Origin of the sequence: Arthrobacter pigmenti, from assembly GCF_011927905.1 — a bacterium.
GTDB classification, from domain to species: Bacteria; Actinomycetota; Actinomycetes; order Actinomycetales; family Micrococcaceae; genus Arthrobacter_D; species Arthrobacter_D pigmenti.
Map to the genome: position 1 here is coordinate 2,243,267 of NZ_JAATJL010000001.1, position 24,885 is coordinate 2,268,151.

General features: G+C 65.1%; 21 protein-coding genes. 8 read left to right on the top strand and 13 right to left on the bottom strand.

The window, feature by feature from the left end:
- Positions 1-31: 31 nt before the first annotated feature.
- From BJ994_RS10335 to BJ994_RS10345, 3 genes are read right to left on the bottom strand one after another with little or no spacing between them, the layout of a single operon-like run.
- Positions 32-3,523, bottom strand: coding sequence for an ATP-dependent helicase (locus BJ994_RS10335; RefSeq protein WP_167993858.1), 3,492 nt, complete (start codon positions 3,521-3,523; stop codon positions 32-34).
- Positions 3,520-6,813, bottom strand: coding sequence for an ATP-dependent helicase (locus BJ994_RS10340; RefSeq protein WP_167993860.1), 3,294 nt, complete (start codon positions 6,811-6,813; stop codon positions 3,520-3,522). Before BJ994_RS10340 ends, BJ994_RS10335 begins: the two co-directional genes overlap by 4 nt.
- On the bottom strand, positions 6,810-7,256 hold the full coding sequence (locus BJ994_RS10345) for an MGMT family protein (protein WP_167993862.1): 447 nt from the start codon (positions 7,254-7,256) through the stop codon (positions 6,810-6,812). The genes BJ994_RS10340 and BJ994_RS10345 overlap by 4 nt, the downstream gene beginning before the upstream one ends.
- A 177-nt stretch (positions 7,257-7,433) precedes the next feature.
- Here BJ994_RS10345 and BJ994_RS10350 point away from each other — a divergent pair, with 177 nt between their 5' ends.
- The 4 genes from BJ994_RS10350 to BJ994_RS10365 all read left to right on the top strand — a co-directional run bounded on the left by BJ994_RS10350 (position 7,434) and on the right by BJ994_RS10365 (position 11,103).
- On the top strand, positions 7,434-8,120 hold the full coding sequence (locus BJ994_RS10350; RefSeq protein WP_167993864.1) for a 3'-5' exonuclease: 687 nt from the start codon (positions 7,434-7,436) through the stop codon (positions 8,118-8,120).
- Positions 8,121-8,387: 267 nt separating this feature from the next.
- Positions 8,388-9,368: a methionine ABC transporter ATP-binding protein gene (locus BJ994_RS10355; RefSeq protein ID WP_167993866.1), complete on the top strand. Its 981-nt coding sequence runs from the start codon at positions 8,388-8,390 to the stop codon at positions 9,366-9,368.
- A complete protein-coding gene (locus BJ994_RS10360; RefSeq protein WP_167993868.1) occupies positions 9,365-10,144 on the top strand; it encodes an ABC transporter permease subunit in 780 nt (259 codons plus the stop codon). The genes BJ994_RS10355 and BJ994_RS10360 overlap by 4 nt, the downstream gene beginning before the upstream one ends.
- Before the next feature lie 116 nt (positions 10,145-10,260).
- Positions 10,261-11,103, top strand: a complete 843-nt coding sequence (locus tag BJ994_RS10365; protein WP_167993870.1) for a MetQ/NlpA family ABC transporter substrate-binding protein — start codon at positions 10,261-10,263, stop codon at positions 11,101-11,103.
- Between the two features lie 93 nt (positions 11,104-11,196).
- Here BJ994_RS10365 and hemL read toward each other — a convergent pair whose 3' ends face one another.
- The 8 genes from hemL to hemE form a co-directional block, all read right to left on the bottom strand.
- Positions 11,197-12,519 carry a glutamate-1-semialdehyde 2,1-aminomutase gene (gene hemL, locus BJ994_RS10370; protein WP_167993872.1) on the bottom strand — a complete coding sequence of 441 codons (1,323 nt, stop codon included), beginning with the start codon at positions 12,517-12,519 and terminating at the stop codon, positions 11,197-11,199.
- Entirely contained in the window at positions 12,519-13,502 is a 984-nt protein-coding gene (gene hemB / locus BJ994_RS10375; RefSeq protein WP_167993874.1) for a porphobilinogen synthase, read from the bottom strand. The genes hemL and hemB overlap by 1 nt, the downstream gene beginning before the upstream one ends.
- Positions 13,503-13,506: 4 nt before the next feature.
- Positions 13,507-14,364, bottom strand: coding sequence for a uroporphyrinogen-III synthase (locus tag BJ994_RS10380; protein ID WP_167993876.1), 858 nt, complete (start codon positions 14,362-14,364; stop codon positions 13,507-13,509).
- A gap of 3 nt (positions 14,365-14,367) precedes the next feature.
- Complete coding sequence (gene hemC / locus BJ994_RS10385; protein ID WP_167993878.1) at positions 14,368-15,318, bottom strand: hydroxymethylbilane synthase; 951 nt, start codon at positions 15,316-15,318, stop codon at positions 14,368-14,370.
- On the bottom strand, positions 15,315-16,517 hold the full coding sequence (locus BJ994_RS10390; protein WP_167993880.1) for a ferrochelatase: 1,203 nt from the start codon (positions 16,515-16,517) through the stop codon (positions 15,315-15,317). Before BJ994_RS10390 ends, hemC begins: the two co-directional genes overlap by 4 nt.
- A complete protein-coding gene (hemQ, locus tag BJ994_RS10395; RefSeq protein ID WP_167993882.1) occupies positions 16,514-17,248 on the bottom strand; it encodes a hydrogen peroxide-dependent heme synthase in 735 nt (244 codons plus the stop codon). The genes BJ994_RS10390 and hemQ overlap by 4 nt, the downstream gene beginning before the upstream one ends.
- An 88-nt stretch (positions 17,249-17,336) precedes the next feature.
- A complete protein-coding gene (gene hemG / locus BJ994_RS10400; RefSeq protein ID WP_167993884.1) occupies positions 17,337-18,773 on the bottom strand; it encodes a protoporphyrinogen oxidase in 1,437 nt (478 codons plus the stop codon).
- Positions 18,770-19,837 (bottom strand): uroporphyrinogen decarboxylase, encoded by a 1,068-nt coding sequence (gene hemE / locus BJ994_RS10405; protein WP_167993886.1) that lies wholly within the window; start codon positions 19,835-19,837, stop codon positions 18,770-18,772. The genes hemG and hemE overlap by 4 nt, the downstream gene beginning before the upstream one ends.
- A 216-nt stretch (positions 19,838-20,053) precedes the next feature.
- On the opposite strand from hemE, the gene BJ994_RS10410 reads away from it, so the two are divergent.
- Positions 20,054-21,379 carry a glutamyl-tRNA reductase gene (locus BJ994_RS10410; RefSeq protein ID WP_167993888.1) on the top strand — a complete coding sequence of 442 codons (1,326 nt, stop codon included), beginning with the start codon at positions 20,054-20,056 and terminating at the stop codon, positions 21,377-21,379.
- 49 nt (positions 21,380-21,428) lie between these two features.
- On the opposite strand, the gene moeB is transcribed toward BJ994_RS10410, so the two are convergent.
- A complete protein-coding gene (gene moeB, locus BJ994_RS10415; protein ID WP_167993890.1) occupies positions 21,429-22,619 on the bottom strand; it encodes a molybdopterin-synthase adenylyltransferase MoeB in 1,191 nt (396 codons plus the stop codon).
- 219 nt (positions 22,620-22,838) lie between these two features.
- Here moeB and BJ994_RS10420 point away from each other — a divergent pair, with 219 nt between their 5' ends.
- From BJ994_RS10420 to BJ994_RS10430, 3 genes are all read left to right on the top strand, one after another.
- Complete coding sequence (locus tag BJ994_RS10420) at positions 22,839-23,426, top strand: TetR/AcrR family transcriptional regulator (RefSeq protein WP_167995969.1); 588 nt, start codon at positions 22,839-22,841, stop codon at positions 23,424-23,426.
- Positions 23,427-23,526: 100 nt separating this feature from the next.
- Positions 23,527-23,751, top strand: a complete 225-nt coding sequence (locus BJ994_RS10425) for a DUF3107 family protein (protein WP_167993892.1) — start codon at positions 23,527-23,529, stop codon at positions 23,749-23,751.
- Between the two features lie 23 nt (positions 23,752-23,774).
- Positions 23,775-24,080: a hypothetical protein gene (locus BJ994_RS10430; protein ID WP_167993894.1), complete on the top strand. Its 306-nt coding sequence runs from the start codon at positions 23,775-23,777 to the stop codon at positions 24,078-24,080.
- A 10-nt stretch (positions 24,081-24,090) separates the two neighbouring features.
- Here BJ994_RS10430 and BJ994_RS10435 read toward each other — a convergent pair whose 3' ends face one another.
- Positions 24,091-24,885 (bottom strand): thiazole synthase, encoded by a 795-nt coding sequence (locus BJ994_RS10435; protein WP_167993896.1) that lies wholly within the window; start codon positions 24,883-24,885, stop codon positions 24,091-24,093.

Sequence of the window (24,885 nt, forward strand, 5' to 3'; positions counted from 1 at the left end):
GCCGAACGCCTGCCCGGGCGTAGACGGCCGTTCATTCTTGGCGTTGGCCAGATCCTTGCGCGTGGCTTGCCGATGCTCCCGCTGTGGCCCTCCGGATGATGCGTTCGAGCGCGTCGCTGTCCGCAAGATCGTGTGGCCGCACCAACACATCGTCGCTGACATAGTAGAAAGCAGCGCGCACGCTCCGCAGGGGAACGTCCAGCAGACGTGACCATGCCAACCGGTAGACGGCCAGCTGGACTGCTTTCGCGTCGCGGTCCCGGGGTCCGGGAGGACGTCCCGTCTTCCAGTCGATCAGGTCCCAGCTGCCGTCGTCGTCCTGGAACACGGCATCTATGCGGCCCCGGACAACGAGGGCATCAACCCGGGTCTCCACCGGTATCTCGATGTCGTGCGGTGCTCTGGCAGCCCAGCTGGAGCGCTTGAAGTTATCGGTGAGTGCCTCAAGACCCAGACCCTGATCGACAAACGTGTCTGCGGCACCGGGGAACTCGCCGAGGTCGAGCATCCCGGTTGCCCCGTAATACTCCTCGATCCAGGCGTGGAATGCGGTACCCCGGCGTGCTGCCGTACCGGGTCGACGCGGCACAGGCCGCCTCAGGCGCCGAGCCACGGCAGAGCTGTCTTCGGCCAACTCGACCATCAGTGACGCAGAAATGTGGGTTGGAAGTTCCACGGGGGCCACTGACCGTCGCTCGGATGCCCTTGCCAACGCCTTTCGGACCTCTTCGGCCCACCGGCTCTGCGCCTGATTTGTGGAATGGTGCTGGCCGATCGATTTCCTCTGTTCTGCTGCCGTGATAACGGCGGCAGCTGCCTCCTCCATTGCGTTGCGACGCATCCCCAGGGGGTCGGTGGGCCAGGCCGCGCGTTCGCTCGCTGCCCGCGCGGGATTGCTATCTCCCACCTCGCTGTCCTGGATCCATGCGAGTTCCGTGTAGCCACGCTCACCAGCTGCCGCCAGTTCCCTGAGTTGTTCCAGGTAGCTTGAGGGCGCGGTCGGCTTGGCGCGCCCTCCTCCCCAGGCCGATGAGGAACAGACCAGAACATGCCGGGCGCGGGTCAGTGCGACGTAAGCGAGTCGCCGCTCTTCCCGCTCGGTGTGGGATCCGGCGTCTTCTGCGAATAGTTTCTCGCTTTCCAACCACGTCTTTTGGTCCGGCTGATCCCAGTCCCATTGGGGCAGTTCCGCAGCGTCACCCCGGAGCGGCCATGGAATGGCGGCGTCTCCGGAGCTCCATCGGGAATCGGACCCGCTCGGGAACGCGCCTTCATTCATGCCCGGAACCACGACGACGTCCCATTCGAGCCCCTTTGCAGCGTGGACGGTCAGTAACTGTACGGATTCCCGACTGGTTTCGAGGGCGGTCACCGGCAGGCCGTCCTCCTCTGCGTCCGCCGCTTCCAGCCACGCGAGGAAGGCAGGCAGATCCACGCGCTCCGATGTGGACACGAACCCGCTGACCGCATCAGCAAAGGCATCAAGGTTCCGACGCGCCTCATGAATGCTCACGCCCGGCTTGGCCGCCAGTTCGATGTCCAGCAGCAGCGTCTGCTCGATCTCGCCGATCAGGGTATGGAGATCGTCCCCAACCGACTCCCTGAGGCGCCGCAGTTCGTTCCGCAGGCGGATCAACCGGGACCGGGCCGCCTCCGAGAGGCTCCTGCCGTTCCCGGACACCCATCCAGGCGGCGGCAGGTGGTCAACCGAGTCAACCAGACTTGCCGGTTGGGATTCTTCGATTGGGGCGGGTGTTGAACCGGACGGACCCGCATCTTCTTCACGCTTAAGCTCATCGCCGGTTGATTGCGCAGCCTCGCTGCGTGTTCGCAGCTCATTCAGCCGAACGTCGCGATCGTGAGCTAGTTGCCGCGCCCAGTCTCCGAGGGCCATCAGATCGGCACTGCCCAACCGCCACCGGGCGCCTGCCAGAAGCCTCATCATGGCGTCCGAACGCTCCGGATCACCAAGGACGCGCAGCACCGAGAGTATCTCGATGACCTCGGGCGTTCGAAGGAGCCCTCCAAGCCCGATGATCTGGACGGGAAGACCCGCTGAGGTCAACGCGCGGCGCAGGGCTTCAAACTGGCGCCGTCCCCTACAGAGCACGGCGATCGTCGGCCGTAGAAGACTGCCTGCCTCATCCACGTCGAAGGACCGGCGCCGCTGCGCCTCGATGATGCGTGTGAGTGCCGACGCTTCATCGCTCATTGGATCCGTCGGATGGGATGCGGGCTGCGCATCGGATGCGCTCTCGCTCAGATAGCGGGCGAGGTAGACCTCACCCCGAGGAGCTTTGGGCCGGGGCTGCAGGCGTGGGACTTCGAGCCGGTGTTGTTCGCCGATCCACGGCGGGGGAACGTTCAACGGTGAGGATACTGCGTTGGCTGCGGCAAGGATACTGGTTGAGTTGCGCCAGGCGACCGAAAGGTTGACTACGGGTGCTGGGGTCAGCGTGTCCGGCCTGGAGATTGGAAAACGGGTTCTGAACGTTCCGAGCTGTCCGGCCGATGCACCCCGGAAACCATAGATGGACTGGTGCGGGTCTCCGACCGCCGTGACGGAACGGCCATCGCCGAAGAGCCGGGAAAACAGGACCATTTGGGCGTGGGATGTGTCCTGGAACTCGTCCAGCAGGATCACGGCGTATTTCTGCCGTTCCACCTGTACGGCTTCGGGCACCTCACTCACGATGCGGGCAGCGAGCGATACGAGGTCACCGAAGTCGAGCTGTCCGCCCTGCTGCTTCGCGGCGGAGTAGCGTTCGACGAGTTCGGTGACCGTGATTCGCGTACGGAGCTTGTTGAGGAGCTTCTCGACGCCCTGGGTTGGTGGCTTGGTCTTGCCCGCCTGGAACTGACGTACGCCGATAGCATCGATGTGCTCCACAAGCGCCCGCCGGACCTTGGCCGGTTCCACAAGATGCTCGGCGCACTCCGAAGCCATGGTGAGAACGGCGTTCGTCAGCGTCGACTTCGCGGCGGTGATGTGTTCCCAGGCGCCCGTATGCGACTCCACTATCCTGCTGGCGAGCTGCCAGGACTGTGCCGAACCCAACATGACTGCATCACGCTCGACACCGATCCGGAGCCCGTAGTCCTGGACGATGCCATTGGCATAGGAATGGTAAGTAGAGATGGATGGTTCCAGGTGCTCGTCCAGGGTGTCGGTTTCAGCCTCGCCCTGCGCCCGATAGAGCGCGGCGAGCTGCTGCCGAATCCGGGCGGCTAGTTCGCCTGCCGCCTTACGGGTGAAGGTGACCCCCAGGATCTGCTCCGGCCGCACCAGCTTGTTGGCGACAAGCCAGACAACCCGGTCAGCCATCGTCTTGGTCTTGCCGGATCCCGCACCGGCGAGCACGAGCAACGGCTGCAGTGGCGCCTCGATGATGAGTACCTGCTCATCGGTCGGATAGAGCACCTGTGCGCCAGCCTCAGACTGAAGAAGCCTGGCCAGATTCTCCGCCGACAGGCTCCCATCCAGCGCATCATGGTCAAGCGATGAGGATGCTTTCACACTCATTCGGTCACCTGCCTGCCCTCGGCACACAGTGGACAGATTTCGGGAAGCCTGCACGCGGGAGGTCCATAGCCTGAGCGCTTCGGATCGTGGATGGCGTCGAACTCAACCGCCGACATCAGCCCCGCCGCCTGCTCGATCATCTCGTGAGCCCAGGAATCATCCGACCCGAGAGGCGGCTGTTCCTGCACCTTCGGCCCCTTGGTGGCGGTACCCAGGTGGACAAGCGCCGCCCCGCCGACAGCTGCTGTTCCTGCAGTATCGGGGGTCTGAAACCCGGCTTCCGTAGCGGCAACCTGATAGGCGGCGAGCTGTGCGTGTTGTGCGACATCCTCTGCTTGCGGGGCTGATTTTCCGGTCTTCAAGTCGATGATGAACAGGCGTCCGTCATGGTCGAGCTCAAGACGATCCACTTGGCCACGCAAACGCGCGATGCGTTCGACACCTTCCACTGTGACGGGCAGTTCCACGTCGAAGTCCACTTCCGTACTCTCAAGAGTGCGTCCGGCTCGGCGCATCTCGACCAGGTACCCACCCAACTTCCTGACCATTTGTTCAGCGCGGCGTAAGTCAGCCTTTCCTTCCCAGGTGTCCTTCATCCCCAGTGTTGGCCAGCGGCGGATGAGCTCAGCCGCGTACTCATTGCCGGTGGCATCCGGCAGATCCTGCGCGATCGAGTGCACGAGGGTTCCCAGTGTTCGGGCAAAGTCAGTGGGCCGCTCCCCTCCGGCAGCCGAAACGAACCAGTTCAGAGGCGACGCCAGAACTGCTTCCACCTTGGATGGCGACACCGGGATCAGGGCATCAGCCGGAACCACAGGCTCGGTGGAGGACAGGCTCGCCAGCCCCCACCACTGGTCCGGATGGGCACCAGGCACCTCAGGTTCGTGGTGCGCCATGACACCGAGATGATGCACAGCTTCCGTTGCAAGGTCCGGGTGGCGGTCCGGCTGCTGAGCATATTTGCGTAACTCGGCAACCAGCGCCCGCAGTGTCAGCGGCCGCATCACCACAGTCCGCGGACGAGTGGATTGCCCCGTCGGCAGCGGGTCAACGATGTCGAGGAACGAGGATGGTTGGAGGTCCTCCGAATCCACTGCGACACACAAGAGTTCCTCGGCAGCCCGACTGATCGCCGCGGAGAAACTTCGAAGCTCATCTGCCCGGGTGAGCTGCATGAGGCCGTGCGGGTCCCGGTACCGCCGAAACTCCGGGCCGTGTTCCAATAACGCCACCAGGTCACCGGAGCCCAGTAGCTCACCCCGAATCCGCAGGTTGGGCCACACGCCTTCCTGCACACCGGCAACTATGACGAACGGCCACTGCCTGCCGGCCGCTGCTGCCGGGGTCATGATCGCTACAGCAGCACCTTTCTGGGCACGCGCGGCGAGCGTGTCCATCGGTAGCTCCTGGCTCAGCAGGTATTCGAGGAATCCTGTGGTGGGCGCTCCGGGCATCTGGTCGACATACCTCTCGGCTGTCTCGAACAGCGCGACGACGGCGTCCAGGTCGCGGTCAGCCCTCGCGGAGGAGAGGCCGGACTTCAATGCCGCCTCCTCCCACCGGGCAGACAGACCGGAGGCGGACCATATGGCCCACAGGACGGTCTCCGGTGTGCCGGCGCCGTCTTCGAGTGCCGCGCGCCCGGCAGCCAGCATTGCGGAGAGCCTGCGGACCGGCCGGAACTGCGGTCGGGCGTCATCAACCGCTCCGGCGCTCAGGGCGTCGACAATCAGGTGGTCAGAATCGCGTTCGCCGCCGGACAGTCGTTCCTCGCGACGGAGCAACTGTCTGAGGCGCCGTATCTCAAGGGCTCCCGAACCGCCGATCCGCGACGTCATGATGGAAACGGCGAGTTCTGCCTCGAGTTCCCGCGCACCAGTGAGAACCGCCAGGATGTCCAGCAGGGGTTGTACCGCCGGCTCATCACGAATAGCGCGCTCGGCCGGCGGTACGCTGACCGGAATGTCCTGAGCGGCGAGGTACCGCTGAAGTTCGGAAACATGAGCGCCTGTCCGGGTAATGACAGCGATGTCGTCGAAGCTGCGTTCCTGCTCGACATGGGCTTCGAGGATTCGCTGGGCTATATACCTGTGCTCGTGGTAACCGGAATCAACCACGTGTGCCGAGACAGTACCCGCATTGGCTGTGTCGCGGGCAGCGACAGCGGGCACCGGCGCGTTTCGCTCCTCGAGGTTGCGGTATCGCACGGAGGTCCCAGCCACCGGTGTGCGGGAGGCGACGGAGAACCACGCGGATGCGATGGACGCGGGCAGGCGGTGGGAGGTGGTCAGCGCCATAGTGCGCAGGTCCTCCCCCAGCACCTCCGAAAGCCTGCCTGCGAGTTCCGGACGTGCACCGCGGAACCCCTGGACCACGGTGTCCGGACACGCCGTCACAATGGTGTCCTTGCCCTCCGCAATCACTCCACACAGCGCATGGATGGCAGTGTTGGACTCCTGGTAATCATCGACAAGAATGAGCCCGTACTTGCTGCGCTCCGCTGCGAGAAATTCGGGATTGTGTTCCAGTATCCCCCGGGCGGCGGTGAGAATTCCCGCGGGATCGAAGGCTTCAGGCATGCGCAGGTCCAGGACGTCACGGTATTCGCGATAGAGGCCGGCGGCCGCCGTCCAGTCCGGGCGGTCAAACCTTCTGCCGAAGTCCGCCAGGTCTTCGGCGTGCAAACTGTATTCGCTGACCCGGTCAAACAGCTCACGCACCTCCTGCCGGAACCCGCGCGTCCCCAGTGCCAGCTGGAGGCTCTCCGGCCAGCGGGATTGCAGGACGCCGAGCCTGCGGTGGCCTTCCAGTAACTCCTTGATGATGAGATCCTGCTCGGCACCGGAGAGAAGCCGCGGGGCCCGTGAGAGTTCGGGGAGGAGACCGGCGACGCGTGCCCGCCGGATGAGGTCGAACGCATACGAGGACCAGGTGCGCGCCGGCGGGGCACTCAAACTGCGGTCAAGGCGTGTGGTCAAATCATCACGGAGCCGCGCGGCTGCCAGACGCGTAGGGGCAACGATCAGGATCCGGGCCGCATCCAGCTCACCCTGGACGATCCTGTTGGCCGCGGCCTCTACAAGGAGCTGTGTTTTCCCCGTACCAGGTCCTCCAAGCACCAGCACCGGCCCAGCCCCACTGCCGAGATCCAGGACCTGCTGCTGATCCGGGCTCGGCCGAAACTCTTCCCGTGCACAACGTGCACCCGATGCAGCGATTGGGAGCCGGAGCGCAGCGGGCTGCTCCGAGACCTGATTGGAACCAGGGTTCACGGACGTTCGGCTGTTCATAGGTTCATTGCATCATCCGGCTCGGACAATTCCTCCCCGCTGCCACGCAAGCGCCGTGCCAGGCGCTTCCGGATGCCCTGCAGCTGCTCCTGATCGACCGGTTCGGGGTTCCATCTGGCAGTTTTCATGTCAACGAGGTAGCCCAGGCCGTGCGTCGCCGCACCTCCCGCGCGGGGGTGGCGGAGGGGTGTCGACTCCTGCCTGTAGTGTTCGACCGCGGCCGCTTCGAGTCCGTGCGGAGGTTTCCCTCCGGCGCGGATCACCCTCCACCAGGGCACTTCGCTTCCCAGAGCCATCACGGCTCCGACCTGGCGGGGGCCGCCCTGTTCGAGGATCTCTGCAATGTCGCCGTAGGTGAGCACTTTCCCGGGCGGTATCAACCGCACGATGTCGAGGACCGCTTCCGCGTAATCGTCGCTGCGTTCGCGCATCAATCCGGCCATCAATCCAGCGTAGTGGGCGAGGGCCCCGGCGTGAGCGCCAGCGAGTGCTGGGAGCCCATTACGCGCGTAGTGGGCGAGGGCCCCGGCGTGAGCGCCAGCGAGTGCTGGGAGCCGCTTTAGGAACGGTCGGGCGAGCCGTCGCCGGAAATGTCGGACGCGGCCTATACCGTCGGGACCATGAGCAGCTGGCATGAATTACCCCGGGCGGCATTCGATCTCGAAACTACGGGTCGCAACCCTCTCACCGCGCGCATTGTCACGGCCTCGATCATCCTGGTGGATGGGCGTGGGGAGGTGCTCGAGCACCATGAGTGGCTCGCGGACCCGGGTGTTCCCATCCCTGAGGAAGCCGCGGCGATCCATGGAGTGGACACCCGGACTGCTGCAACACTTGGCCAACCGGTTGCGCTGGTTGTAGACGGAATATCCCGTGTTATCGGTTCGTACTTTCAAGGCGGGATTCCGGTCCTGGCCTTCAACGCCCGTTACGACTTCACCGTCCTGGCCTGCGAGGGCTTGCGGCACGGGGTCCGGATTCCAGATCCGCGGCCTGTGCTTGATCCCTATGTGATGGACAAGCATGCTGACCGCTATCGGCGGGGCAAGCGCACGCTGAGTGCCATGTGCGATCACTACGGTGTGGAACTAACCCGTGCCCACACGTCGGCTGCGGACGTGATGGCAACGCTGGGTGTCGCCGCGGTACTCGCTGATCGGTTCGCGCAGCTGCGACGCCCAGCGACGGATCTCCACGAGTCCCAGGTGGTGTGGGCACTGAGACAGGCTGCGAGCTTCCAGGAATACCTCCGGCGCACCGATCCCGAAGCGGTAGTCGAGGGGCGCTGGCCAGCCGTCGCATCCTAATTCCGCCAAACACCGCAGATTCTTCGATCATCGTCCCTCTCCGTCCCCATCGGTTCAATTCACGTGACTCTGAGCACTAAATTTCAGTCACTTCTTTCGACCGTGCCACAATGAAAAAGCATCGCAGCGCGTCCGGAGCAATGCTCCGGATAGTCGACGACACCCCCTCAGGACATCCCTGTTCAACGCGTCTGTCGATGCTTTTTCATGCCCGGACGGAGCGGAAGCCCGCAGCGACCCTGCGGCCCACGGACAGCACGAGGATCCATGATTACAGTTACCAATCTGCGCAAGACCTACCGCCAGGGAGGTCGAACCATTACTGCGCTCGACGACGTCACCCTGTCGGTGCCCAAAGGATCAATTCACGGCATCATCGGCCACTCAGGAGCAGGCAAGTCCACTCTTGTCCGCTGCCTTACGCTGCTTGACCGTCCGACGTCGGGCGCCGTCGTCATCGATGGCCGTGAGCTCACCCGCGTCAAGGACTCGGAAATCCGCACTGCCCGCCGACGCATCGGCATGGTGTTCCAGCACGCCAACCTGATGGATTCGAGGACGGCCGCACAGAACGTGGCGCACCCGCTGGAACTGGTGAAGACGCCGAAGGCGGAGACCAGCCGGAAAGTAGCTGAGCTGCTGTCCCTCGTGGGCCTGTCTGAATTCGCGGATGCTTACCCGTCGCAGCTATCCGGCGGCCAGAAGCAGCGCGTAGGCATTGCCCGCGCGCTGGCCACGGGCCCTGACCTTCTGCTCTGCGATGAGCCCACCTCGGCGCTCGATCCGGCAACTACCGAGGACATCCTCACGCTGATCCGCCGGCTGACCCAAACGCTGGACCTGACCGTTCTGGTCATCACGCATGAAATGCACGTGGTCAAGCGGATCTGCGACTCGGTCTCGCTGCTGGAACGCGGCCGGATCATCGAACACGGTCCCCTGCGGGATGTCGTAGGAAACCGCGACGGCTCGCTCGGTAGATCCCTCATGCCGCTGGCACGCAGCGAGGGTGACCGCGCGTTGCCCGAACTGGAGTTGCTGCTCGTCGGGGACACCGCCTCAGCGCCAGTCCTGTCCGAACTGACGCGGCGGTTCAACGCGAATATCAATGTCCTGGCCGGCACGGTGGAAACCCTGGGCGGCAGCCGGTTTGGACGGCTGCGGGTAGAGGTGGAGTCAGCGGTACCGCTGACCGAAATCACGGACTACCTTGAGAGCACCGGCGTGCACGTGGAGGTGGCGGCGTGAACCTCCTCGACGACCTCTTCACGAACCCAGGAATCACCGAAGCGCTGCCCGAGGAGTTCGCGGCAACCCTGCAGATGGTTGGCATCTCCGGGCTGTTCACGCTCCTGATCGGCCTGCCGCTCGGCGTGTTCCTGCACGCCAGCAGCCCTGACGGTCTTCGTCCCATGCCTCTGACCAACCGAATCGTGAGCGATGTGATTGTCAACATCACCCGTTCCATTCCCTTCGCCATTCTCATGGTGTCCCTGATACCGCTCGCCCGGTTCCTCACAGGCTCCTCGATCGGTCCTGTCGCAGCGTCTGTGTCATTGAGTATCGGCACCATTCCATTCTTCGCGCGCCTGGTCGAAACGAGCCTGCGCGACGTGTCATCAGGAAAGATCGATGCGGCACTCGTGATGGGCTCCACACGCCTGCAGGTCATCACCAAGGTGCTGATCCCCGAGGCACTTCCGGCGCTGATCTCGGCTTTCACCACCACCCTGGTCACCCTGGTGGGCTACTCCGCCATGGCCGGAATTATCGGAGGGGGCGGGCTCGGGAGGCTTGCGTATAACTACGGCCTCCAACGCTTCGACACAACTGTCATGGTGGTGATCATCGTGATCATCGTGATCATCGTCCAGGTGATCCAGCTCGTGGGTGACCGCCTGGCGCAGCGGGTTGACCACCGTACCGCGTCTACCGCGGGAACGGCCCGAAAGCGGCATGAACGCACCGTCGATCACCACATCCGCGATACCTCCGCGCACGACGACGTCGTCGGTACGCCCTGAGCCCGGCCCGCCCTGAGCGGGACTAACGACGGCCGGTAGCCGCCGGCCGCCACCCTTTCGGCACACGGTCCACCCGACCGGACGTGCCGGTACTACGAAAGGAACGCACTAAAACCATGCGTCAGCAGTTCTCCCTTGCGGCCGCCGGACTGGCCGCACTTCTCACCCTCTCAGCATGCGGCGCGACGGACAGCGCTCCCGCCGCCGTCGAGACCCTGGACCCGGCGAACCCGGCGACGGTGACCGTCGGCGCGAGCCCGGTGCCGCACGCCCAGATCCTCGAGTTTGTGCGGGACAACCTCGCAGACGGGACCGGCATCGAGATCGAGATCCAGGAATTCGATGATTACACCACCCCCAACATCGCCCTGAGCGAAGGTGACCTGGACGCCAATTACTTCCAGCACCTGCCGTACTTCGAGAGTCAGGTCGAGAGCCAGGGGTACGAGTTTGCGCACGGCGAAGGCGTGCACATTGAGCCATACGCGGCATTCTCAGAGAAGCACGACGACGCCTCAGCTATCCCTGACGGCGGTCGCGTTGCCATCACAAACGATCCTTCCAACCAGGCGCGCGCCCTGACGCTGCTGCAGGAGGCTGGGTTGCTCGAAAACATCGAGGCCGACGCCTCGGTGCTCGCCCTGACCGAGGAACAGAACCCGAAGGGTCTGGAGTTTATTGAGAACCAGCCTGAGCTGTTGCTCAATGACCTGCAGGATCCCACGGTGGACCTGGCAATCATCAACGGGAACTACATCCTGGACGCCGGCCTCAGTACCGACAATGCCCTCGTCGTGGAATCCGTCGAGAACAACCCCTATGCGAACTTCCTGGCCTGGAATATCTCGTCGGAGGGCGATGCGCGGATTGCCAAGCTGGAGGAACTGCTGCACTCCCCCGAGGTCAAGCAGTACATCGAAGAGACCTGGCCAAGCGGCGACGTAACGCCCGCCTTCTAGGCTTCCTGCATTCGAAGACGGCCGATGGCTGCTCGTGAAGAGCAGCCACCGGCCGTTCGTTTATTCGGAGAAGCCTACTGGACACCCGGTGGGCTAGACCCCCGGTGGCGTTGCTCCGGCAGCTGCGGCTGCCCGTGCTGCGGCGGGAAGCGCGCTAAGGATCCGCTCCATCGCGGCGTCGTCGTGCGCCGAAGAGAGGAACCAGGCTTCGAAGACCGACGGCGGCAGGTACACACCGGCGTCGAGCATGGAATGGAAGAACGGGGCGTACCGGAAAGTCTCCTGCGCCTGCGCGTCGGCGTAATTGGTGACGCCCCGTGCAGAGGTCCCGAACGCGACGCTGAAGAGGTTGCCGGCACGCTGGATGGAGTGGTCGACGCCGGCGCGGTTCAGTTCCTCGGACAACGCACCGGAGAGTTCCAGCGACCGGGCATCGATGTGCCGGTAGACCTCATCTGTAGCGTGGGTCAGCTGGGCGACTCCCGCAGCCATCGCAAGTGGGTTCCCGGAGAGGGTGCCCGCCTGGTAGACCGGTCCCAGCGGAGCGAGATAGTCCATGATCTCGGCACGTCCGCCGAGGGCTGCGGCCGGCAATCCACCGCCGATGACCTTGCCGAACGTCAACAGGTCCGGTGTCCAGCCTTCATGGCGTCCAGTCAGCCCCCAGTATCCGCCGGCTCCGACCCTGAACCCCGTCAGCACCTCGTCCACGATGAGCAGCGCACCATGTTCGGTGGTGATCCGTGACAGTGCGGCATTGAATCCAGGGGCCGGCTCCACCACGCCCATGTTCGCCGGCGCTGCCTCGGTGATGACGGCGGCGATTGCAGGGCCGTGCTCCCGGAAAGCGGCTTCGACGGCGTCGACGTCGTTATAGGGCAGGACCAGCGTCTCGGCGGCCGTCGCGTCCGTTACGCCGGCCGAACCGGGCAGCGCGAGCGTCGCAACGCCCGAGCCTGCGGCGGCGAGTAACCCATCGAGGTGCCCGTGATAACAGCCCGCGAACTTCACGACGAGGTTACGTCCGGTGAACCCGCGGGCGAGCCGGACAGCGGTCATCGTCGCTTCGGTACCGGTGGACACCATGCGGAGTCGCTCGACGGCGGGAACACGTTCCTGGACGAGTTGCGCGAGGTCCGCTTCGGCCGGCGTCGAAGCGCCGAAGGAGAGTCCGCGGTCCACTGCCTGGTGAACCGCCTCCAGGACGGCCGGGTGTGCGTGACCCAGCAGGGCCGGCCCCCAGGAGCAGACGAGGTCCACGTACTCGCGTCCGTCCGCGTCCGTGACGTAGGGCCCCTGCGCCGAGACGAGGAAGCGCGGCGTCCCGCCGACCGAGCCGAAGGCCCGCACCGGCGAGTTGACGCCGCCGGGCATGAGCGTCTGTGCGCGTGTGAAAAGTTCCTCGGAAGTTGTCATTACTCGCTCTCTTTCAGCCAGACGGCCAGTTCCGATGCCCAGTAGGTGAGAATCATCTGTGCCCCGGCACGCTTGATGCCGAGCACCGATTCCTCAATTGCACGACGGCGGTCGATCCAGCCGTTCGCGGCGGCGGCCTCGATCATGGCGTACTCGCCGGAGATCTGATAAGCCGCGACAGGTACGGGAGACATGGCGGCAACGTCTGCGACGATGTCGAGGTAGCTCATGGCCGGCTTCACCATGACCATGTCAGCACCTTCCTCAAGGTCCAGCTCCACCTCCAGCAGCGCCTCACGACGGTTCGCGGCGTCCATCTGGTAGGTGCGGCGGTCTCCGGTCAGCTGGGAATCCACTGCTTCCCGGAAGGGCCCGTAAAACGCCGAGGCGTACTTGGCGGCATACGCGAGCACCGCGGTCTCCTGATGGCCGGCCGCGTCAAGGGCCTGGCGGATCACGGCGACCTGGCCGTCCATCATGCCTGAGGGTCCGAGTACGTGGGCACCGGCATCCGCCTGCGCTACGGCCATCTGTCCGTAGAGTTCCAGCGTGGCATCGTTGTCCACCGTGCCATCGGCGGCGAGAACACCGCAGTGGCCGTGATCCGTGAACTCGTCGAGGCATACGTCGCTCATGACCACCAGATCATCGCCGACTTCGGCGCGTACGTCCGCGATCGCCCGGTTCAGCACCCCGTTCGGATCCAGTCCGGCGCTACCTGTCGCATCGCGCTCGGCGGGGATGCCGAAGAGCATGATTCCGCCCACTCCGCGCCCGACGGCTTCCGCGGCGGCCCGCTTCAACGTTTCGGTACTGTGTTGCACCACGCCCGGCATCGACGAAATGGCCACAGGTTCGGTCAATCCTTCGCGGATGAACGCGGGCAGGATCAGGTCGGGAGCACTGAGGCGGTGCTCGGCGGTAAGCCGCCGGATCGCCTTCGTGGAACGCAGCCTGCGCGGCCGGTGCTGGGGGAAGCTCATGGCGTTACCCTTTCCTTGGTTGATTGGCGACGGCGGCACTCACCGCATCCGCGATACCGGCAGGCCCCGGCGTAGCAGCCACCGCGTCTATCCGCAGGCCAATCGCCGCGGCGTCGTTCGCGGTGCGTTGGCCGATTGCGACTGTCACAAGCCCAACGGGCAACTCTCCCATGATGGCATGCAGGCGCTCAGCCGTGCTGGGAGAGGTCACGACGACGACGTCGATAGTCCCCGCCGCGATCTCACGAACAAGTTCTTCACCGGCCAGTTCAGTTCGCGGTTTCCCGGACTCCCCTGGTTCCCCGGAATCCGGAACACGCCGATCTGCCGCGGCCGGATAGTCGACGGTTGCATACGCTGTCACGGCGTCAACGGTCCAGCCGCGCCGCTCTAGTCCCTCGCCCAGTGTTGCTGCGGCGAGGTCGGACTGCGGCAGCAGGGCCCGGGCCGGGTGCGCGGGCAGTGCCTCCAACAGGCCTGACGCTGATTGGTCCACTGCCGGCACTACGGCTGCCAACACGCCCAGTTCCCGAAGGGCAGTGCGCGTAGCCGATCCGACGCAGGCAACCCGGACGCCGCGAAGCAACTCGGACAGCTCGGTCCCGAGCACGAGTGCGCGCCGGTGAAGCACCCGGACGGTGGTCACGCTGGTCAGTACAACCCAGTCATACGTGGACGCGGCCCGGAGGAAGCGATCCAACTCGGTAGTGTCCTCGGGGAACTCCCAGGCGATGAGCGGCACCAGGACAGTGTCCGCTCCCCTGCGTTCGAGTTCCTCCGCCATGGCTGCGCCGCGTTCCGGGGTGCGCAGCAGCGCCACCCGTACCCCATCCAGTGCAGCCCTGCCGGTATCGGCGGTCATGGATCAGGCCGTGAGCCCGGCGATCTCCGCTGCGCCGGAATCGAGCAGCTCCTCCGCCAACAGGACACCGAGCGCCTCGGCGCCTTCAACGGTGGCTTCCGGCGTTCTCCGGGTGCGCCGCAGCAGGCGGCTGCCGTCGGAGTTGCACACGACAGCTTCCAGGATCAGCGAACCGTCGGTCAGCGCCGCGTGCGCGCCGATCGGCGCAGTGCAACCCGCTTCGAGCCGCCGGAGCACAGCCCGTTCCGCGGTGACTGCGAGGCGGGTGGGCAGGTGGTCATACTGTCGGAGTGCGTCCGCAAATGGTGAGGAACCGGCGTCGTCGGTCCTGCACTCGACGGCAAGCGCGCCCTGGCCCGGCGCGGGCAGCATAAGCGCCGGATCCAGGAACTCCGTAATGACGTCCTGCCTGCCGAGGCGGGACAGGCCCGCTGCGGCCAGGACGACGGCGTCGAGGTCGCCTGGCCCGCCCTCTACGAGCCCCGCCACACGACCAAGCCGCGTATCCACATTGCCGCGGATATCGATCACGGAGAGATCTGGACGGGCTGCCCGGAGCTGCGCGGCCCGTCGTGGCGAACCCGTACCCACGCTCGCTCCCACGGGAAGTCCGGCGAGCGTCAGTCCATCACGGGCACACAGGGCGTCACGAATGTCGGCGCGTTCAGGGACGGCGGCCACGCTCAGGCCCTCCGCCTGGCCGGTTGGCAGGTCCTTCAGTGAGTGCACCGCGATATCGCAGGTGTCATCGAGCAGCGCTTCGCGCAGGGCGGCGACGAATACACCGGTTCCGCCGATTTGGGACAGCGAGGCACGGTTGACGTCCCCGGTGGTGCTGACGCGCACCAGCTCATAGTCGAACCCGCCAAGAGCGGCCAGCGACTCCGCCACGGTGGTGGTCTGGGTCAGTGCCAGCGCGCTGGCACGGGTTCCCACCCGGACGGGTTTGCTCATGCCCGTCCTGCTTCAGGAAGACCGACCGTCGAGTCCGCCCCCGCCACTGTGGGCTTCTCACCGCGCCGGTTCGCACAGCAATTGGGGCGGCACACGTCAAACCAGGGCCCCAGGTCCGTGGTAGCCGGGCGGTCGAGGATTGTGCTGTCCGCTGTGCGCTCACTCACCAGGTCGATCAAACCCGAGACGAACTTGGCATGGGTCCCCGGTGTAGGCACGCGCTCAGCAGTCAGACCGAGCTCGGCGCAGGTCGCGAGTGCTTCAGTGTCAAGGTCCCAGACCACTTCCATGTGGTCGCTCACGAAACCGAGCGGCACAATGACCACTCCCTTGGCGCCCTTGGCAGCAAGATCGCCCAGTGCGTCATTGATGTCCGGCTCGAGCCACGGGATGTGGGGTGCACCGGAGCGGGACTGGTAGACCAGGGACCATTCGCAGTCGGCAGCTTCCGGTACACGGTCGAGTACGGACTGCGCCGTCGCCAGGTGCTGCGCCACGTAGGCGCCGTCTTCGAGGGCGGGGCCGCCGTCGGCATTTCGAGGGCCTGCAGCCTCGGCATCCCCGGTGGGAATGGAATGGGTAGCGAACATGATGTGGATCGGCGCATCGGACTCGCCGTCCGCCGCAAGCCGGGCCCGCACCGACGCGAGGCCGCTTGTCACGCCCTCAACAAAGGGCTCGACAAAGCCGGGATGGTCGAAGTATTGGCGGACCTTGTCCACCTCAAGCCGGCCGTCAAGGCCCGTTTCCACGAGCGCCATCCCCAAATCCTCGCGGTACTGGCGGCAGCTGGAGTAACAGGAATAGGCACTCGTGGTGACGGCGAGGATGCGGCGGTAACCGGCGTCGTACGCTTCCTTGAGTGTGTCGGCAATGAAGGGCTCCCAATTTCGGTTGCCCCACAACACCGGCAGGTCAATTTCCCGGCGGGCGAGTTCTGCCTCCATGGCAGCCTGGAGCTCACGGTTCTGCCGGTTGATGGGGCTGATACCGCCGAAGGCCCGGTAGTGGTGGGATACCTCTTCGAGTCGTTCGTCGGGGATGCCCCGGCCGCGGGTGACGTTGCGCAGGAAGGGGATGACGTCTTCCTGCCCTTCCGGCCCACCGAAGGAGGCAAGGACGATGGCGTCGTACTTCTTGGGCGCCATGCGGCCGTTTTCATCGACGCCGTCGAGGGGATGGAAAGTGTGCGTGCTCATCGAAGCACCTCGGCAACCTCACGGGCGTCGATGCGTCGGCCGGTGTAGAACGGGATTTCCTCACGGACGTGGCGGCGGGCCTCCGTCTCACGAAGGTGGCGCATGAGGTCCACCAGGTCGACCAGCTCGGGGGCCTCCAGAGCGAGGATCCATTCCCAGTCGCCGAGTGCGAAGGACGACACCGTATTGGAAAGCACCTGCGGGTACTGGCGGCCCTTCATCCCATGGTCGTACAGCATTTCGCGGCGTTCCTCACTGGGGAGGATGTACCAGTCATAGGAACGAACGAACGGATAGACACAGACCCAGGTGCTCGGCTCGACACCGCGGGAGAAGGCAGGCGAGTGGCTCTTGGAGAACTCAGCATCGCGGTGAACGCCCATGGCGGACCACGCGATCTCGGCACCGGCGAAGGTTGCCGTGCGGCGGAGGGTCCTCACCCCGGCCTGCAGGTCTTCGGCGCGGGACCCGTGCAGCCAGACCATGATGTCCGCGTCCTCGCGCATGGCCGAGACGTCGTAGAAGCCGCGGACGGTAACCTGGGCGCCGTCGAGTTCAGTGACAGCGGCTTCCAGCGCCGCGCCGTCGTCCGGTGTTCCTGCCGAGCGCTTGAATACGGTCCAGAGAGTGAAGAACTGCGTCGCTGCGGCGTCGTCGCCGGAAGTGGAAGCCGATGTGGAATCGGTGCGGGAGGTTGTGTTGGTGGCGGCCGGGCCTGCAATCTCGCTCATGAATCCAGTCTGCTCCTGTCAGCGGCTAATTCGAAAATTGATGGGTTCTACAGCCTGTAGAAGGTTATCAATGTCACACAGAGCGGTGCTACCGCGCGGCCATCCGCCGTCCGAGGGCCGCGCCGCGCTTGCGTGCGTCGTCAATAACCGCAACCAGCCCGGTCCCGGCCAGCCAGGCACCGGTGACCTCCAGATCGCGCTGGGTTGCCGTCACGGCCCTGATGCGGGCCACGCGGTCGCGGTGGCCGAGCGTTGCATGCGGCAGCGCGTTGTTCCAGCGGACAACATCCCAGTCGACGACGTCGGCCTCCCCCACCTCGACGCCGAGCAGCATCGAGGCATCGTGCAGTGCTGCCTGGAACAGCTCGGCATCCGTTTCCTGCGCCGTACGGTCCTCCCCGGCCCTGCCGTAGGAGAGCCGCAGCACATGACTGCCCGGCCCGGTTCGCTCGGCCAGCCAGGGCCATTTCGCGGTGGCATGGGTAAGCGCCTTCGCCCGTACACCGGGGCTGCCTGCTGCAACCAGGACGCCGGTTCCTCGTGGTTCGGCGTCAAGCTCAGGTACGTCGACAACCAGGCTCACCAGCGCAACACCGGGCACCACCGCCGGCCGGTCGGCCTCAAGCTCCATAAGCGTGGGCGAAAGAAGATCGACGGCGCTGGGGCCGTCCGTCGCCACCACTACGGCGTCCGCACTGAGGGTCTGCGTGTCCATCCTGACGGTCCAGCCGCCCGCGCCCCGGCTGAGCTCCAGCACCGGGGCGGAGGAGGTCAGCTGCGCGCCGTCCCGCTCCAGCCTCACAGCGAGCGCGGACGCAAGTTGCCCCATGCCGCCCTCAAGGCCGCCTACGGCCGAACCTGCGGGTGCTGCCTTCCGCATCGCGCCGACGGCCGCCCCCAGTGAACCGTATTTGCGCATGGCTGCACGCAGGCCCGGTACGGCGGCGTCGACGTCGAGGTCGTCAGGATCTGCCGAAAGGACGCCGCCCACAACGGGCGCGACAAGCCGGGTCAGCACCTCGGCCCCCATCCGCGCCCGCACCACCGCACCGAGGCTGAGCTGCTGCTCGTTCAGGAGGCCGCCCAACGGCAGTGCACGGTCGAGTGCGGCACGGACGCTGCCTGCACGACCGATCAGCCGGGTCAGCTCCGGGTCGCGCACGTCCGCCGGGATGCCAAGCAGCCCGGTTTTGGGAAGTGGCATCGCGAAGGGTTCGCCGCCAGGGGTCGAGAGGTAGAGCCATGCGCCCACAGGATTGGGGCTGCGCACCAGGGCGCCGAGACCGAGCTCGCGCGCGAGGGAAGGAACGGTGTCCGATCGCGTCGAGAAGGACTCGGCACCGGCGTCGAGCGTAAGGCCGGCCAGCTCGTGGCTGCCCACACTTCCGCAGAAAGTCGGCGCGGACTCAAGAACACGAACCGCCAGGCCGGCTTTGGTGAGCTCGTGCGCGGCGCACAGGCCGGCAATGCCCCCGCCGATGACGACGACGGCGGGCGCCAGGTTGGCAGCGGGCTGGCGGCTCATCGTGCCGGCGGCACCGAGTGAATCAGTGTGACGACCTTCGTCAACACCTCGGGGTCGGTGTCCGGCGGCACTCCGTGGCCGAGGTTGACCACGTGGCCGGGCGCTGACGCTCCGGCGTCGAGCACTGAACGGACGTGCGCTTCCAGGACTTCCCATGGCGCCGACAGCAGGGCCGGATCGATATTGCCCTGCAACGCGACCGAACCTCCCAGCCGTCGGTTGGCCTCATCCAGCGGCAGCCGATAGTCCACGCCGACTACGTCCACTCCGACGTCGCGCATGGCCACGAGCAGCTCCGAGGTGCCGGTACCAAAGTGCACCAGCGGCGCTCCGAGTCCCCGTACGTGATCCAGGGCCCGGGTTGAGGCGGGCGCCACGTGCTCCACGTAGTCCGCGAGGCCCAGGGAGCCCGCCCAGGAGTCGAAAAGTTGTGCGGCACTCGCACCGGCCTCAAGCTGTGCCCGCAGGAAACGACCGGAGGCATCTGCCGCCCATTCAGTGAGGGCACTCCAGGTCGAGGGGTCAGCGTGCATCATGGTGCGCGGCCCGAGATGGTCCCTCGAAGGCTTTCCTTCAACCATGTAGGCGGCGAGCGTGAAGGGCGCGCCTGCGAACCCGATCAGGGGCGTGCTTCCGAGCTCCGCAACTGTTTTCGCGACGGCCTCGCGTATCGGTTCGAGGGCTTCGTCCGTGAGTTCAGGAAGCGCGGCGACGTCCGCAGCCGTCTGGATCGGCTTGTCCAGGACCGGTCCTACTCCGGGAACGATGTCGACGCCGACGCCGGCAAGCTTGAGTGGGATCACGATGTCAGAGAAAAAGATCGCTGCGTCAACGTCGTGCCGCCGGACCGGCTGCAGCGTGATCTCGGCAGCCATGTCCGGGTTGAGGCAGGCATCGAGCATTGCGGTGCCCTCACGCAATTCGCGGTATTCGGGCAGTGAGCGTCCCGCCTGCCGCATGAACCACACCGGCCGGCGGGAGGGGAGGTTGCCGCGATACGACTCGACGAGCGGCGAGTTTGACGTGCGGCCGTCCAGGAGCGGGTGTGAAGGGCTGAGGGTCATACGTTGATTCTGCCGAAGTTCGCTGCGCTTGGATAACTGCGCCCACTCCTGGTGTCCGAAATCACTCGCCGTACACCATTGCGTTCCATCTCCGCGAGCCAGTAATTTCGTTGTGATCATGCGGAAAAGCAGGGAAACTGACGGCTTGGGAAGACCTTGGGACTAAGGCTTGCCTATTAGGGGCAGGGCAGCCATCTTGGCTATGCTGGAGGGGCTGTGAACTACTTCTCCCTGGTTGCGACCCACTCAGATATCGACTTGGAGACCGTTGCCCGCCTCAGCGTCGGGGCGTCCCAGGTGGCATCGTCCGCGCTTCAAGACAGCGCGGCACTGTCCGGGGCCGTGTCGCTGGCTACGTGCAACCGCCTCGAAATTTACGGGGAAGCGACCTCCGAACAGGACATCGAAGCCGCACGCTCCTCCATCATTACAGCGATCAGCGCGCAATCCGGGCTCCCCAAGACCACCGTTTCAGGTTCCTTCACCACCCTTACCGGCCAGGACGTTCCGCGCCACCTCTTCAGTGTCAGCTCCGGTCTCGATTCTGCGGTCGTCGGCGAACGTGAGATTGCGGGGCAGGTCCGCCGTGCCCTGATCGAGTCGCAGGGCTCCGGAACAGCCAGCGGAGGGCTTGTCCGCCTGTTCCAGGCCGCCTCGCGGACCGCACGGGATGTAGGCGCCCAAACCGCGCTCGGCAGCAGGGGCCGGTCGATCGTCTCGGTGGCGCTCGACCTCGCAGCTGATCTTTCCAGCACCCCCAACCTGGATGACAAGTCGGTTGTGGTCTTCGGCACCGGTGCCTATGCCGGCGCCACGATGGCCCTGCTTCGGGAGCGCGGCTGCACGGACATCGCTGTCTTCTCGCCATCCGGCCGCGCCGAAAGCTTCGTTGCCAGCCGTGGCGGAACAGCCCTGACGGACGAAAGCGTGCGGGCGGCACTCCGGGAGGCCGACATCGTCATCGGTTGCAGTGGCAGCGAACGCCGCGTGGAAGCCTCCGACATCCGTGAACTCCGTGCGGGCGTGGCGCGCACCCTGGTCATCGTGGACCTTGCCCTGAGCCACGACTTCGACCCTGCAGTTGACACCGTGGAGAACGTCGAACTCATCACCCTTGAGTCCGTTCGCCTCGCCGCGCCCGAGGAACAGGCCGAATCCCTGCGCCAGGCAGGTGTTCTGGTGTCCAAGGCCGCCAACGCGTTCCAGGAGCAGGTTACTGCGCGCTCGGTTGACGCCGCGATCGTGGCGCTGCGCAAGCACACACAACAGGTACTCGACGCGGAGATGGCACGCGTCCGCGCGCAGCACGGCTGCACGGCTGCGGCAGAGGAAGTCGAGTTCGCCCTGCGGCGTATGGTGCGCCAGCTTCTCCACGTCCCCACCGTGAGGGCACGTGAACTGGCCGCTGAGGGCCGCCAGGAAGAATACACGGCAGCCCTTGAGGCCCTGTACGGCATCGAGCCCGAGGAAGCCGCCACGGATACGGCTCAGCAGGGGTGCCCGGTTCAGCAGAACGAGGAAGCGCGGGCGGACTCCGCCTGAGAACGCAGTACTGAACTGCCGATATTATGGCCGCTCAGTGCCGGTCCTCCTAGTACACCGGTTTCTCCGGCTCCACCTCGCGCACCCACTGCAGGATGCCGCCGTCAACGTTATAGACCTTCCGTGCCCCGCGTTCACGCAGGTGACGCACCACGTTGGCCGACCGGGTTCCGGCTTTGCAATGGACGTACACTTCCCGCTCCTGATCAATCTCGGCGTCTCCGGTCAGGATCCGGTTCTGTGGAATCAGGGTGGCTCCGTCGATGCGGACGATGTCATACTCCCCCGGTTCGCGGACATCGATCAGGTCAAACTCGCGGCTTCCCGCTGCCCGCTGCTGAAGCAGCTCCTCCAGTTGGGCAACGGTGACGGATGGAACGCCGTCGTCAACCCCGCCTGCCGGTGGAGCCAGTCCGCAGAAGGCCTCATAGTCTGTCAGCTCGGTGATCGCTGCAGCATTAGGGTCGCGGCGCACCTTCAGCTCGCGCCAGGTCATGTCGAGTGCGTTGAAGACCAGCACCCGTCCCAGCAGGGTGGTGCCGATTCCGGTAATGAGCTTGATCGTCTCGTTGACCATGACCGAGCCGATCTGCGCGCAGAGCACGCCCAACACGCCGCCTTCGGCGCAGGATGGCACCGCTCCGGGCGGGGGCGCTTCCGGGTAGAGATCGCGGTAGCTCGGCCCGCCAACCGACGGGTCCGGCCAGAACACGCTCACCTGGCCGTCGAAACGGAGGATCGAGCCCCACACATAGGGCTTGCCGAGGATTTCAGCGGCGTCGCTCACAAGGTAGCGCGTTGCGAAGTTGTCCGTACCGTCGAGTATGACGTCGTAGCCGCGGAAAATATCCAGTGCGTTGCCTGAGTCCAGGCGCACCTCATGCCGAATCACCGATACGTGCGGGTTGAGCTCGGAGATGCTCTGCTCCGCGGACAGCGCCTTGGCCTGCCCAACGTTACCCATTCCATGGATTACCTGCCGCTGCAGGTTGGATACGTCCACGGCGTCGTCGTCCACGATTCCGAGTGTGCCCACACCGGCTGCCGCCAGGTACAGCAGCGCGGGCGAACCGAGGCCTCCCGCTCCAATGACCAGCACGCGCGCGTTCTTCAGGCGCTTCTGCGCCTCAATGCCGAATTCGGGAAGAATGAGGTGGCGGGAGTAGCGCTCGGTTTCCTCGCGGGTGAGTTCGCCGGCGGGTTCAACCAAAGGACCCGGGGCGCCGTTCAAAGAGCTCATGGTTCAATGTATGCCCTGTCAGCCGCCGTCGCGCAACCTTGCGCTGGGCACCTCCCAAACCGGGCACGCGCGGGGTTAACGGATCTCTGCCGTCGGGACTTCTTACTTGTTACGCGCGGGTAGACTGGAACGCACCGCCGCTTTCAAACGGCGGACCCGAGTCAGACAACCGAAAGCCCTGGACACGTGAGCTCAGAAGCACCGGCGAGCGGCAAAGCCATGCGGCTGCCGCGGGATGAGCGACGACGCCAACTGCTGCGCGCCGCCCACGAGGTGTTTGTCTCGAACGGCTATCACGGCGCAGCCATGGACGAAATAGCGGAGGTGGCGCGGGTCAGCAAGCCCGTGTTGTATCAGCACTTCCCTGGCAAGAGAGAGTTGTACCTGGCCCTGCTGGAGAGCCATCTGGCCTCGTTGACCGAGCTGCTGGTGGATGCCTTGCAGTCAACCACTGATAATAAGCAGCGTGTGCACGCCACTATGCGCGCCTATTTCCAGTTCATTGCCCAGGACAGTCAGGCACACCGAATCGTTTTCGAGTCGGATCTCAATAATGATCCGGATGTGAGCCGCCGGCTTGAGGAATTCAACGCCCATTTCGCCGATGCGATCGCTGGAGTAATTTCGGGTGATACCCGCCTTTCGCATCTGGAGGCAACGCTTCTGGGCCGGGCAATGGCCGGTATGGCTCAGGTGAGTGCCCGGTACTGGCTCGAGACGGACGGCAGCCTGGACATCGATGCCGCCAGCGAGCTCATCTATCGTTTAGCTTGGCGCGGAATCAGCCGGTTCCCCAAGGAAATGTGAGTTAGATTTCCCTTGGGTACGGCGGCGCAGGAAGTGCTCCTGGCGCCCGCAACCAAGGTGCTTAGGAATTATTCATCTCGACAATCAGAAAGGCCCAGCTGTGGAAATCAAGATCGGCGTCCAGAACGTCAACCGTGAGATCGTCCTGGAATCGAACCAGACGGCGGACGAGGTCGCGGATGTTGTGTCCAAGGCTATGAACGGCGGCGCTGAGCTTCGCCTGACCGACTCCAAGGGCCGGCAGGTGATTGTGCCCTCGGGTGTCCTCGGATACGTGGAGATCGGGGAGCCCGAGTCCCGTCGCATTGGGTTCGGCGCTCTCTAACGGACGTTCCAGGGTTGGCTGTCATGGTTTCACTGATTGTCGTTACAGGCGTCGCCATCACACTGGGGTTCGGCGTCTGGTTCGCCGATCGAAGGCACCACCGGTACGGGCTGTTCCTCTTGCCGGGTGTGTGCCTGGGATCGGCGCTGCTGATGTGGATCATCCTGCAGTTCGCTGGCCTTGGCTATCATCCGGAACTGTTCTGGCTGGCCTGGCTACTCCCGCTGGTGGCTGCACTCGCCCTGACTGTGGTGGCGGCCTGGTGGTTTGGCCGGCACCGCGAGAAAGCCGATGCCGACGCCATGACCGCGATCCTCAAACAGCGCTGAGGCAGGTCCCCTAAAGGTCCGCCCGATCAGCGAAGGGTGATGACGCAAGTGCATGCTCGCGCCTGGGTATACGTCCTGCCCCCGCGGCCAGGCGCCCTGCGATGACGGCATGCCGGAAGGCAGCGGCCATAGCTACCGGGTCCTGGGCCCGGGTAACGGCGGTCGCCAGCAGCACGGCGTCACAGCCAAGTTCCATGGCGAGGGCGGCATCCGAGGCAGTCCCGATACCGGCGTCGAGCACCACCGGCACGGAAGCCCGGGACACAATGAGTTCGATGTTGTGCGGATTGAGGATCCCCAGCCCGGTTCCAATGGGAGCGCCCAAAGGCATAACGACGGCGGCGCCAAGCTGTTCCAGCCGCAGGGCAAGCACCGGGTCGTCGTTCGTGTAGACAAACACTGTGAAGCCGCGGGCCACCAGCGATTCCGTGGCCTCAACGAGTTCTACCGCATCGGGCAGAAGCGTCTGCTCATCGGCTATCACTTCCAGCTTCACCCAGTTCGTCTCCAACGCCTCCCGTGCCAATTCGGCGGTGAGCACAGCCTCGCGGGCTGTGAAGCAGCCGGCCGTGTTCGGCAGGATCCGCATGCCACGCTCGCTGAGCAACTGGAACAGCGAGGCTCCGGCTTGCGGACTGTACCGCCGCATTGCCACCGTGGTGAGTTCCGTTCCGGAGGCGGCCAGCGCATCGGCGAGTCCATCGATGCTGGGCGCTCCGCCGGTCCCCATGATCAACCGCGAGCCAAGTGGCACACCGTCAATCACCAGCGCATCGGTTGTGAGTTCTGTCTGGATCGATTGCAT